This is a genomic window from Vibrio sp. RM-41-2B, assembly GCF_024744415.1.
Classification (GTDB): Bacteria; Pseudomonadota; Gammaproteobacteria; order Enterobacterales; family Vibrionaceae; genus Vibrio; species Vibrio diabolicus.
Window position 1 is genome coordinate 85422 of sequence record NZ_JAMQWD010000056.1, and the last position, 13218, is coordinate 98639.

At 43.9% G+C, this 13218-nt stretch carries 10 protein-coding genes; 2 read left to right on the forward strand and 8 right to left on the reverse strand.

Features of this window, described 5'->3' with window-relative positions:
• Positions 1-4: 4 nt before the first annotated feature.
• From NB463_RS23330 to znuA, 5 genes are all read right to left on the reverse strand, one after another.
• The gene (locus NB463_RS23330) at positions 5-235 is read right to left on the reverse strand and encodes a FeoC-like transcriptional regulator (protein ID WP_005396058.1); all 231 of its coding nucleotides are present in this window, start codon (positions 233-235) and stop codon (positions 5-7) included.
• Positions 232-2508 (reverse strand): Fe(2+) transporter permease subunit FeoB, encoded by a 2277-nt coding sequence (feoB, locus tag NB463_RS23335; protein ID WP_046874245.1) that lies wholly within the window; start codon positions 2506-2508, stop codon positions 232-234. The genes NB463_RS23330 and feoB overlap by 4 nt, the downstream gene beginning before the upstream one ends.
• On the reverse strand, positions 2508-2735 hold the full coding sequence (locus NB463_RS23340) for a FeoA family protein (RefSeq protein ID WP_005382190.1): 228 nt from the start codon (positions 2733-2735) through the stop codon (positions 2508-2510). The genes feoB and NB463_RS23340 overlap by 1 nt, the downstream gene beginning before the upstream one ends.
• An 826-nt stretch (positions 2736-3561) precedes the next feature.
• Positions 3562-6939 (reverse strand): AraC family transcriptional regulator, encoded by a 3378-nt coding sequence (locus NB463_RS23345; protein WP_258430285.1) that lies wholly within the window; start codon positions 6937-6939, stop codon positions 3562-3564.
• Between the two features lie 201 nt (positions 6940-7140).
• Entirely contained in the window at positions 7141-8034 is an 894-nt protein-coding gene (znuA, locus tag NB463_RS23350; protein ID WP_258430286.1) for a zinc ABC transporter substrate-binding protein ZnuA, read from the reverse strand.
• A 78-nt stretch (positions 8035-8112) separates the two neighbouring features.
• On the opposite strand from znuA, the gene znuC reads away from it, so the two are divergent.
• Together znuC and znuB are read left to right on the forward strand one after the other, a co-directional pair.
• Complete coding sequence (gene znuC / locus NB463_RS23355; protein WP_006742704.1) at positions 8113-8901, forward strand: zinc ABC transporter ATP-binding protein ZnuC; 789 nt, start codon at positions 8113-8115, stop codon at positions 8899-8901.
• Positions 8894-9679, forward strand: a complete 786-nt coding sequence (znuB, locus tag NB463_RS23360) for a zinc ABC transporter permease subunit ZnuB (RefSeq protein ID WP_046874250.1) — start codon at positions 8894-8896, stop codon at positions 9677-9679. The genes znuC and znuB overlap by 8 nt, the downstream gene beginning before the upstream one ends.
• 71 nt (positions 9680-9750) lie before the next feature.
• Here znuB and sucD read toward each other — a convergent pair whose 3' ends face one another.
• The 3 genes from sucD to odhB form a co-directional block, all read right to left on the reverse strand.
• Complete coding sequence (gene sucD, locus NB463_RS23365; RefSeq protein WP_005382181.1) at positions 9751-10623, reverse strand: succinate--CoA ligase subunit alpha; 873 nt, start codon at positions 10621-10623, stop codon at positions 9751-9753.
• Positions 10623-11789 (reverse strand): ADP-forming succinate--CoA ligase subunit beta, encoded by a 1167-nt coding sequence (gene sucC, locus NB463_RS23370; protein WP_046874251.1) that lies wholly within the window; start codon positions 11787-11789, stop codon positions 10623-10625. The genes sucD and sucC overlap by 1 nt, the downstream gene beginning before the upstream one ends.
• Positions 11790-12002: 213 nt before the next feature.
• Positions 12003-13211: a 2-oxoglutarate dehydrogenase complex dihydrolipoyllysine-residue succinyltransferase gene (gene odhB, locus NB463_RS23375; RefSeq protein ID WP_005393012.1), complete on the reverse strand. Its 1209-nt coding sequence runs from the start codon at positions 13209-13211 to the stop codon at positions 12003-12005.
• Positions 13212-13218: the final 7 nt, after the last annotated feature.

The following is a 13218-nucleotide window of genomic DNA, read 5'->3' on the forward strand; positions in this document are numbered from 1 at the left end:
CCTACTACATGGTTACGGTAAGTGACAAACCATCGTGCTTTGTGACTGCATAGCGTATTCGCGTTATATGATGAGCTTTATTTGTATCTACCAAGCGAGAAATGCGACCTTTGTTAATCCATACACTTAACATGGCGTCTGCACCGTCTTCACTCATTCCGAACTGTTTTGCTAGCTCAGATTGGGAAACCGTTCCTTTTTCGGCAATATATTGATAAAGCTCTTTTAAAATCATACGACTTGCGCCTCAAACTCGCCTTGATGTTTCTTGCCTACACGCTTGAAAACGCGGTACGTGCCAAAGAAAATCGCAATAATTGCAGCAATCCAAACGCCGCTGGTGATAGGGCTATCAGCGAAATGCATAAGCTGATGATAGAAAGTCGCACTCAAGTACGCGAGCCCCATTGTCCATACCGCTATGAAGCGCGCAAAGTTATTGCCGAATTCTCGAACATAGGCACCCATCGCAGCCACACAAGGAGTGTAAAGTAAGATAAAAATTAGGTACGCAAAAGCAGCATGACCAGAAACAAATTTCTCTTTTATGTTACCAAAGATCGATTCATCGATTTCTTGCTCCTCTGCGACTGCATGAGAATCCGCTAAATCACCGACGTCAATCCCCAGCGGATCAGAATAACTCAGCCCTGCTAGGTTTTCAGGAATGCTCATCACCGCTTCTTCTAGGCTACCCATAAGATCAAATTCTGCATCCTCTCCATCGGTTGGCGTAGTATATAAGCTGTTCAATGTGCCCACGACTGCCTCTTTCGCGAAGATACCAGTAATAATACCAACCGTTGCTGGCCAGTTATCCTCTTGAATACCAATTGGTGCAAACACTGGCGTCACAACCTGAGCGGCTTTTGATAGAACCGATTTATCACTGTCTTCATTACCGAATGTACCGTCAGTTCCTAGCGAGTTGAGGAAGCTCAAGATAGCAACAACCACTACGATGGTTTTACCTGCACCCAATACAAAACGCTTAAGTTTTTGCCAAGTTTTGATCACGACGTTCTGCAACGTTGGAAGCTCATAGTCAGGCATTTCCATCACCAAGCTATCACTGCTGCCAGGATACAGCGTGTGCTTGAGGAACAAACCGGTAAACACCGCGGCGACAATACCAAGTAGGTAAAGTGCAAACACAATGTTTTGACCAGAGCCTGGGAAGAAAGCGGCAGCAAATAAAGCGTACACAGGTAAGCGAGCACCACATGACATAAACGGTGCCATCGACGCAGCCAACTTGCGCTCACGCTCTTGGTCTAGCGTGCGCGTTGCCATGATCGACGGAACGTTACAGCCAAAACCAAGAACCAAAGGGACAAACGCTTTACCCGGCAAGCCGATTTTCTGCATCACTTTATCAAGCACAAACGCAGCACGTGCCATGTAACCCGAGCTCTCAAGCACAGCAAGGAATAAGTACAAACACGCTATGACCGGGATAAAGGTCGCAACTGTTTGAATACCGCCGCCTAAACCATCAGCAATCACCGTAACTAGCCATACGGGGAGGTGACCATCTAATAAGTGGTGTCCACCATCAACCAGCAATGCGCCTACACCAATGTCAAAAAAGTCGATAAATGCACTACCGATGTTAATCGAGAACATAAACATCAAGTACATAACAACAAAGAAGAATGGGATCCCAATCCACTTGTTCAAAATAAACTGGTCGAGTTTTTCAGTCACACTACGGCTTAATTTGCCTTCGCTTCGGCGAACTTTTTTACACTGTTCATGCAGGTATGTGTACTTGGTATCCGCGACATGCAAATCGATATCCAAGTCTAAAGTCGCAGTGACTTCCAATACTTTGCTTCTATCAATATCGGAAAGGCTATTGAGAACCATCGTGTCTTTTTCAAGCGCACGAATCGCTAATGCACGATGGGCGACGGTTTGATCGTTAAAAAGTGTGGAAACAGTTTGAATCGCCGACTCCATCTTTTCACCGTAATGCAAAGATAGCTCTTTAAGCGCAATCCCTTGAACGATGGACTTATGAAGTTTTTCTTTAAACTCTGCAACTTGAGTTTTATTGGTTGCAGATAAACTTACTACAGGACAACCTAATGTTTTCTCAAGCTCTGAAACGTTAATCATTTGACGTTCACGTTTTAGTGCATCCATTTTGTTGAGAACAACAATCATAGGACGGCCAAGTTCGCGAAGTTGCAACGTCATATATAAGCTGCGCTCTAAACTCGTGGCATCAACCACGTTGATAATGAGATCAGCAGGATGAGTTAGAACCGCACGCGATGCAATGGATTCGTCAATACTATTGCTATCATTCCCACTGTCTAACGAGTAAATACCAGGAAGGTCAGTGAGCAAAAACTCGTCACCCGCATGTTTGAATTGTCCCGTTTTCTTTTCAACGGTGACGCCTGCCCAGTTACCAACTTGCTGTTTTGCGCCAGTCAAACCATTAAATAGCGTCGTTTTACCACTATTAGGATTACCTACGGTAAGCACTTGATATTGCATTACACTCGCTCCACTTCAATTTTCTGAGCAATGGTTTCTCGCAATGCGACAGACACACCACGGACTTCGACTTGTAAAGGATCGCCCATTGGAGCACGTCGAATCACTTTGACTTCTGTATTGGGAAGCAGCCCCATTACCATGAGTTTCTTTCTGATATCTGATGAAAGACCATCTAACAACCGAATCGTCACCGTATCGCCAGGATTAATCTCTGATAACTTCATAGTGGCCCTTAAAAGTATTGCTAATGAGAAATATTATTATTTAATGAGTTTAGGCTGCCAATATTACTCTTCTATAACCCTTCAATCCTTGTGTGAAATCAAAGATTTCATAAATGTTTTCATGCTTTCAAACGTCAACTCCGTAAATTTCCTCTCGTTATTTACGTCAAAATTAACAATTAAAAATCACGATCAATGAAATAAAAATGTCACAAATAAAGGACAAAAATAAAAATTCAATACAAAACAACAATTTAATAGGAAGTTAAAACTTTGTCGCTTTTCTCATATCAACATGGCGTTATTTTTATAAGAAAAATAAGTAACCTCTCGTATAGTTACTCCATCGAGAGGGCAACCTCTCAAATGAATTCCAGAGGTGGCATGGCAACATGTCACTCCGGCAGCAAGCGAAGGTGTCATTGACACCCGTGGTATAGTCCCCCCGGCTATACCACGATATTTTTTTCATCTCTCTCTAAACTCTTTATCTTATCCACCTTTTCAGCACAGTTCTGTTTTCACGAATTTCGCATTCCCCCACGACTCAAATGAACCAACGCACTCTAGATACAAAAATACAACCATTCATCTATTTGTCGCCGTAGGTAAATCCGTCCTCTTAAGCCATGTATGGTTATAGCTAAGAACAGCGCTACTAACAGATAGAGCGTGACCGTGCTTACGTATTGAGAATGGATTTATAGGCTAGATATGATGAAGAAGCAATGAGAATCACTGCATTGGTAGCTCTAGAATAGTAGAGCACTATAAGCAACTCCCCAGTCTTTTGAATATTCACTAGGGAGTGTGTAATGAGGGTTTTTTAGTTGGTTTCTTGGCTTTCTTGAGTCAAAGCAAACTTGGAAGGAGGCAAACCAAAATGCAATTTAAACTTTTGGCTAAAGTAAGAAGGATCATTAAAGCCGCAGTTAAACGCTACTTCGCTGATTTTCTCGCCCGCTAATAACTGCTCACACGCCGTTTCTAAACGAACTTCGGTTACATAATCTTTTAACGTTCTTGACGAGGCTGATTTAAAGCGCCTCTGTAAAGAGCGTTCTGACATGAACAGCATTTTAGCCGCTAAAGCAGTACCAAACTCAGGGTCATGGTAATGCTCAGCCACCAGCTGATAGACTTTTTGCAACCATTCTTTCTCTGGGGTCACTTTATCTTCGACGATAGGTTCAGACTCAAATTCTTGCAGAGATTCATCCACATAACTCATCTCCTTCGCCGTTGGCCATGTAATTTCGATTTTATTTTGAGCGTCGGAAGTAAATACCGCCAAGTATCCTCCACTCGTTGTCACTAACTGGGCAAGATGATCAATACTCAATTCAGAGTGGTTCATATTAGATGGACGCCCAGTCGTCACTTTATTAGGCAGTTGCGTCCCATAATCAAGAAAACTCAATGAAACAATATCATTGCCCTCTTCTAGCATGATTCTCACCGTTTGGCCTCGGAAAGAACGCTTGATGATATTGGCAAAAATGCTGTTGAAGATAACATCAAGGTTAAAGCTTTCCAGAGCAATTCGACTTATTTTTCTCTCATCTTCAAGCTCCACCATAATCCCAGCCTTCGCAAAATCATCTTGCCATACATCAACAACCGATTGAGTTATCTGACTCAAATTGTAATTGTGACTGCCGCCGCTAGCTTCACCAGGAACACTTTTTAACTCATTTAATTGCCATGTCGTTTTCGCCAGATGATCTTCCGTAGCTGCATCCAAAGGTATGGGTAATTTTGCCGCTATAAAATCGACACTGGACTTAATAGATTGCGCCACGTGATCAACCAGCAGGTTTCTGACTTGAATCTGTTTACGTAGCTGTTGGTTACTCGTCAACAACACTCGGCTTTGATGCCTCAACTGGTTAGTTTTGAGTGTCACTTGCGCAGCTAAATCACGGTTAGCCTGTACAACATAGCGAGAACGCCAGTACATAAGTAGTGCAACCATGGCAATACTCACTACCACAAAACCTAAAATTGCGAGTTGCGATAAATACCAAGGATCAAGCACAATAAAATACGACTCGAGCCCAACCAATCCAGCAGCGACTTGAGACTCATTACTTACCTGCAGATGGTATTCACCGGAATTGAGATGCTCTAGAGTCAGTTGGCCTCCCTCTAGCGCTTGCCAAGGATCATCGCTATTCAATCGATAATACAAATTTTGGCTGTCTGGTTTTGGCATCACGCCAAATAAGAAACTTAGAGAAGATCCATACGGTAATTTTATTCCATTCAAATCGGCGCTACCAACTTGTAGAACCTCGTTTTCAAGCACAACTTGGCTCACGATAAACTTCGACTCTGGAGGGTTGGACACAAGCAGCTTGGATGCTTCAGCTTTTACCAACCCGTATTTCGACCCTAAGACGAGCTCTCGCTCACCACCTTCTTTTTGCTGTATAACACTGCAAATTCCTGGTAGAAACTCGTTGTTCATTAAGCCAGACGCCGATGAATAATGTTTCACTAATTCACCCGAAAGGTGGTAATAGCTTAATCCGACAGAAGAGGCTAACCACACACCTTGCCTGTCTCTGATCAAGCAAGCAGGTCGCGCGTTGGGCACACTCATTTCAACAACATGTTTCTCGTCACTTCCTTTAATCGTTTTAAAAACGCCGTAAGATGACGCAAACCACTGACTGCCATCAACCGCCGTGACCATGTCTAATGATTCGCCAAATTTTTCGGAGTAGCGGATGAACTGGATGTTTTCATTGCTGTATTGATAAACCCCATGATCGGTCCCTATCAATAGAGAATCTTCAGTGTCGTATAAACGCGTAACCTTAGCTGGTAAGTACTGACTTACTAGCCACTCACTTCCAAAGTTTCTTACGCTTTGCTTGGTTATATCAACATTGTAAAGATGGTATCCACTTGATACCCAGAGACGATCATTACCATCTACAGTCACGTGCTCCACTGCGTGTCCAGCCATAACCTGTAAATAAGGAAATGTCACTTTGTTAAGACCATTCAACTCGAATATTTCGAGCCCTTTAGAGGTCGCAAGCCAAAGCATCCCACCTTGAAATGCAAATTCATTGATCTGCGAATCAAGCTCCAAGACTTTGATATTGCCACTCTCACCTGTCCGATAAAGCTTTCGGTCATCCGCGAACCAAAGCGCATCATCAGGTCCTGTGGCGGTTTGCCGAATTCGCCCTGATAAGGTTTGCGAGTCATAACTACTGAAGGTTACTCGTTCAAACTTTTTACTAAACAAGGAGTAATAACGAATGCCTTGGTTAGTCGCGATCCACATCCCTCCCATGTTGTCACTCAGTAGCGAATAGATCTTTGTATTATCCAGCTCCAGTTCAAGAAAGCTTGCAGGCTCGACTTCTGTCACTTCGCCTGACAAGAATGAGTATAAATACAGACCATGCTCAGTCCCCACCCAGTACTCTTGATTTGTCTCAGCGAAAGTCAATACATGAGAACCGCCAATCTTAATCACCTCTTTATCAGGTTGATAAATATTGAAAATTAATGCCCCACGCAACGTTCCTACCAGAATTTCTCTGCGCGTGTGTGAGTAGTAGATCTTTTCAATGTAGTTCTGACCTGAAGCGACTACATGGTCAAACTTATCTCCTTCTGAAAGATAAAAGCCAGAAGTTGTAGCAAGTGCCCACTTCTCTTCGAGCAGAACCGCATCGTTAATATAAACATAGCTATTGTTGCTATGTTGATAGAGCTGCAACAACGAAAAGGACTTTAACTCGCTAGTATCGATGTTGTAAGTATAGAAATGTGCGCCATCACTAACCCAAATATAATCTTCAGAAGAACCGATTTTTCTTATTTGCGACCCGGGGTTTAAGCTAAAGACTAAACGTCTTTCTTGATTTGGATAAGTTTGATACACCTCATTCTCAACAAAGGTCCAGAACGAGCCTTCATAATAAGCCAGTTGCTTGGCAGACGTTTGTAAAAAACTGCCTGATTTAGGTAGGATATTTTGGCCATCATAAAACAACACCCGCCCATGCACGTCGTGAATCCACAAGCCCCCTTGCTCACCCAAGAACAATTTTTTAGCCGCAATAAAAGTACCCTTAACCTGAGTCGGCAAAGGGTAAAAGATGGCATTCGCATTATGAAGAGCAAATGCTTGGAAAGATAGGAAAAAGCCCAACAAGACAAGGGCTAATTGGCGTAGCAAGACGAAAACCTTTTATATCAATTTGTGCTCGGCGCTCACCGTCCATATCTTCTACAGCATGGACTTATACGGTTATTTTGAGCTGCTAATTATTGATAATGATATCTCAATTACTGTTTGAGAAAAGGCTCGCCTTGCCAAAGGTTGTAATTCTTACTACTGGATCACGTTAAAAGGACTATTCCTACACAACAACACTACTTAATCCGTCTTTTGGCTCAAGCACTGCTCAAAATTATTCGCCATATTGTTGAGAAAAGTAAAGTAACTGCCCGGTTTTGCTTCAATTGTGCTCCCTAATGGGTCAAGTTCACCTTTGGCAACTTTGCTACCTCGCATCACGCTCTGAACGACAGCTGAAGTAAACTGAGGTTCAGAAAACACGCAGGCTACATCTCCTGAACTTAACTTTTGACGAATTTGGATTAAGGTTTTTGCCCCCGGCTTACGATCCGGGCTCACGGTGAAGTGCCCCATTTGATTTAACTCATAACGCTCTTCGAAATAACCATAAGCATCGTGAAACACAAAGTAACCTTTGTCTTTCACTGGCGATAATTTCTTCTTGATCTCTAGGTCCGTCTGGCTGAGCTCAGTTTCAAATTTTTTAAGGTTTTCTTGGTACTGTGCTGCATTTTCCGGATCAAGTGATCCCAGTTGATTCACGACAGCCTTGGCAACTTGTTGTGCTTGACTTACACCTAACCAAAAGTGCGGATCATGTGAACCATGATCGTGGCCATCATGGTCATGGTTATGGTTATGCTCACTATCAAACTCACGCAAATCTAGATCTGGAATTTGACTAATAGTCAGCGTATTCGATCTGTCTGACACGACTTTTTCCAGAAACGGTTCTAGATCATGTCCGTACCAAATAACTAAATCAGCAGAAGCGATTTTCTTAACATCCGATGGGCGTAAAGCGTAATCATGGGGCGAAGTATTAGACTGCAGTAATACATCTGGCGAAGTCACCCCTTGAGTAAGCTCTGTCACTAATAACTGAATAGGTTTGATACTCGTTAGTACCGTTACTGCGTGTGCTGGCAACGTTAGCATCGCTGACGCAGCAAGAATTAATGCTCTTTTCATAGTTTTACTTGGGATATGGTGTAGAAAGTGTGATAATGTTACATTATAACATTATTGATTTGCAAATGAGTTTCATTCATGTCTTCCTTAGTCCATCTTGAGCACTTATGCGTCGAGTTCGATGGCCGCAGAGTTCTCGATAACATTAGTATGGAATTACAAAAGGGCAAAATAACAACCCTAATTGGTCCCAATGGAGCGGGAAAATCAACGTTAGTCAAAGTCATTTTAGGCCTTCAAAAACCGACTAGCGGCAAATTAAACCGACAAAGAAAACTAAAAATTGGTTATGTTCCTCAAAAATTGAAACTCAATGACTCTCTTCCATTGAATGTCACCCGTTTTCTAAATTTAGCAGGAAAATACAGTAAACAAGAATGTATTGATGCATTAAGGCTTGTTGGCGCTGAGCATTTAATTAGTAGTAACATGCATCGCTTGTCAGGTGGTGAAAACCAACGCGTATTACTTGCGCGTGCTTTGCTTCAACGCCCAGAGCTGTTAGTGCTAGATGAACCTGCGCAGGGTGTGGATATTCAAGGTCAAATCGATCTCTACGATCTAATTGAAAGCATTCGTCACCGATTCGATTGCGGTGTATTTATGGTGTCACACGACTTACATTTAGTAATGGCCAAAACAGATGATGTCATTTGTCTGCATCACCATGTTTGCTGCTCTGGTTCACCTGCCACGATTACTCAGCACCCTTCTTACATCGCGCTATTTGGCAATGCAGCGAGAGAATCGCTCGCGTTTTATCATCACGACCACGAGCATCATCATCACGATTTATCCGGAACGCCAGTAACTGGCGATGCGACATCATGCTCCAACCATAAACACGGACATCACCATCATGATTGAGTTTCTTCTACCTTCTATTCTTGCTGGTATTGGCATCGCGATCATTGCAGGTCCTCTTGGGTCATTTGTCGTTTGGCGCAAAATGGCTTACTTCGGTGATACCCTGGCACATGCTTCATTGATGGGTTTGGCATTAGGCTTTCTGCTCAATGTGAACCTTTATCTTGCACTACTCGTTTGCTGTTTAGCACTCGCTGTATTGCTCGTGACATTGCAGAAACAACAACTGGTCGCAACCGATACGCTTCTGGGTATACTCGCCCATAGCGCGTTATCTGTTGGTCTAGTTTCTGTTAGTTTCTTGGATAATGTCCGTGTAGATCTGATGAGTTACTTGTTCGGTGACTTACTCGCAGTATCTCCGCAAGATCTGATGTTCATTTACGCAGGTGTCGCTGCTGTTAGTGTGTGTCTTTACGTTTTTTGGCGACCTTTATTGTCGAGCACAGTTAGTGAAGAGCTTGCTGCCGTCGAGGGCGTCAATACAGACTTGGTTAGATTGGTGTTAATGCTTATGGTAGGTGTTGTGATTGCCGTAGGAATGAAGTTTGTTGGGGCACTTATCATGACTTCTTTGCTGATCATCCCAGCAGCAACAGCACGTAAGGTCTCTTCATCACCAGAGCAAATGGCACTGTTCGCATCTATTATTGGCTCTGTGGCAGTACTAATGGGGCTTAGCCTATCATGGCACTTCGATACGCCGGCTGGCCCATCAGTAGTAATCAGCGCAACATCTCTGTTTATGCTTAGCCAATTTATTCGCCAAAAATCGTAAAAAGTACCTTGATACAAAAAAGCCTAGCAATTATTGCTAGGCTTTTTTAGCTTTAAGCTTCGAGTTGGAAATTACCAGCCCGTTACTTCACGTAGACCTTGGCCGATCTCTGCTAGAGATTTCACAGTCTTAACGCCCGCCGCTTCTAGTGCTGCAAATTTGTCTTCAGCAGTACCTTTACCGCCAGAGATAATCGCACCAGCGTGGCCCATACGTTTACCAGGAGGAGCAGTTACACCAGCAATGTAGGAAACCACTGGCTTCGTTACGTTTTCTTTAATGTATGCTGCTGCTTCTTCTTCTGCAGTACCACCGATTTCACCGATCATAACAATCGCTTCTGTTTCAGGGTCCTCTTGGAACAGTTTTAGAATATCAATGAAGTTTGAACCTGGGATTGGGTCACCACCAATACCAACACAAGTAGACTGGCCGAAACCTTCGTCTGTTGTTTGCTTAACTGCTTCGTAAGTTAGAGTACCGCTGCGAGATACGATACCTACTTTACCTTTCTTGTGGATGTGACCAGGCATGATACCGATCTTACACTCGTCAGGAGTGATAACACCCGGACAGTTAGGACCGATCATACGAACGCCAGTTTCTTCTAGCTTCACTTTCACGTCGATCATATCTGTTGTAGGGATGCCTTCCGTGATTGTTACGATTAGCTCGATGCCCGCATCAATCGCTTCTAGAATTGCATCTTTACAGAAAGGTGCTGGAACGTAGATAACTGTCGCTGTTGCACCAGTTGCTTCCACTGCTTCACGAACGGTGTTGAATACAGGTAGGCCTAGGTGAGTTTGGCCACCTTTACCTGGAGACACACCACCAACCATTTGCGTACCGTATGCGATAGCTTGCTCTGAGTGGAAAGTACCTTGACCACCAGTGAAACCCTGACAGATTACTTTAGTGTCTTTGTTAATTAATACAGACATTATTTAGCCTCCGCAGCAGCAACAACTTTCTGAGCAGCATCCGTTAGCGACTCAGCAGCAATGATATCAACATCAGAATTAGCAAGAACTTCGCGACCTAGGTCAGCGTTAGTACCTTCTAGACGAACAACAACAGGTACGCTTACACCTACTTCTTTAACCGCACCGATAATACCTTCTGCGATCATGTCACAACGTACGATACCACCGAAGATGTTAACAAGTACCGCTTTCACGTTGTCATCTGATAGGATGATCTTGAATGCTTCAGCAACACGCTCTTTCGTCGCGCCGCCACCTACATCTAAGAAGTTAGCTGGCTTGCCGCCGTGTAGGTTTACGATATCCATCGTACCCATTGCTAGGCCAGCACCGTTAACCATACAGCCAACGTTACCATCTAGTGCTACGTAGTTCAGTTCCCACTGAGCTGCGTGCGCTTCACGCTCATCTTCTTGTGAAGGATCGTGCATTTCACGAAGCTTAGGCTGACGGTACAGTGCGTTTGAGTCGATGTTGATCTTACCGTCAAGACATAGCAGGTTGCCTTCACCAGTAATCACAAGTGGGTTGATCTCTAGCAGAGCAAGGTCGTACTGAGAGAACATAGTGCCAAGACCCATAAAGATCTTAACGAATTGTTTGATTTGGTCACCTTCAAGACCAAGTTTGAACGCAAGCTCGCGACCTTGGTAAGCTTGTGGGCCTACTAGTGGATCGATTGCTGCTTTGTGGATAAGCTCCGGCGTTTCTTCCGCAACTTTTTCGATTTCCACACCACCTTCTGTTGAAGCCATGAAAACGATCTTACGGCTTGCACGGTCAACAACCGCACCTAGGTATAATTCGTTTGCAATGTTTGAAGCTTCTTCAACAAGGATTTTTGTAACTGGCTGACCATTAGCGTCAGTTTGGTAAGTCACTAGGTTTTTACCTAACCACTTTTGTGCAAACTCTTTAACGCCTTCTTTTGTATCGTGCAGCTCTACACCGCCCGCTTTACCACGGCCACCAGCGTGAACCTGACATTTAACTACTTTCTTTTCTGTACTGATACGGCCTGCAGCTTCAAAAGCTTCTTGTGGTGTATCACACGCGTAGCCTTCTGGCACAGGCAAACCGAATTCTGCAAACAGCTGTTTGGCTTGGTATTCATGCAAATTCATTTCGATATTCCGTTTGTTTTTCCCTTAAGGGATTTATTATTTCCATAACGCTGCAGTCTTGGCTGCTTGTACGTCTGTAGGGTCTTCTCAAATCAATCCCTCATCACGAGTACTCATGGAGTGGGATTCAAATGAAGGCCAGACGTTGAGCTAGTCTAGCCATTGAAATTTTTAACGTCTAGCTACCTACGATAACTAGACGTTTTAGCGATATTAAACGTCTAATAGGAGACGTGCTGGATCTTCTAGCAACTCTTTGATCGTCACTAGGAAGCCAACAGACTCGCGACCATCAATTAGGCGGTGATCGTAAGACAGCGCTAGGTACATCATCGGCAAGATTTCAACTTTGCCATCCACTGCCATCGGACGCTCTTGGATCTTATGCATACCAAGAATCGCTGATTGAGGTGGGTTGATGATTGGTGTAGACATTAGTGAACCGAACACACCACCGTTTGTGATAGTGAAGTTACCGCCCATTAGCTCGTCTACCGTTAGCTTGCCATCACGACCTTTGATAGCCAGTTCTTTGATGCCTTTTTCAACATCAGCGAAACCAAGCTTGTCACAGTCTTTTAGGACAGGTGTAACTAGACCACGTGGCGTTGATACCGCCATGCTAATGTCGAAGTAGTTGTGGTAAACAATGTCATCGCCATCAATCGAAGCATTTACTTCTGGGTAACGCTTAAGCGCTTCTGTTACTGCTTTTACGTAGAAAGACATGAAGCCCAAACGAATACCGTGACGCTCTTCGAACTGATCTTTGTACTGCTTACGAAGGTCCATGATTGGTTTCATGTTCACTTCGTTAAACGTCGTTAGCATTGCCGTGTTGTTCTTCGCCTCTAGCAGACGGTTAGCGACTGTCTTACGCAGGCGAGTCATTGGAACACGTTTTTGGCTACGAGCCGCTGCCGGCACGTCAACCACTGCTGGTGCTTCTTCTTTTGGCGCAGCTTTAGCGTTCGCAAGATGCGCTTCAATATCTTCGCGCGTAATACGACCACCAACGCCAGTGCCTTTCACTTGGCTTGCTTCTAAGCCATGCTCAGCCAATAAACGACGTACGGCTGGGCTTAGTGCATCATTGCTTTCTTCGCTAAGCGCAGCTTTATGACGTTTATCAGGAGATGCTTCCGTACCTTCTGTTTTGTCTGCGGTAGGCTCACCTGCAACTGCACCTGGCTTCAATTTAGCAATGATTTGTTTAGAAAGTACTGTCGCACCTTCTTCTTCAACGATAGCTTCCAAAACGCCTGCTTCCGGAGCTGGCACTTCTAGCACGACTTTGTCTGTCTCGATGTCAACCAAAACCTCGTCACGCTCTACTGCGTCGCCTGGTTGTTTGTGCCATGTCGCTACGGTTGCATCAGCAACTGATTCAGGTAAATCTGGAACCAGAATTTCAATTGTCATATCTGTT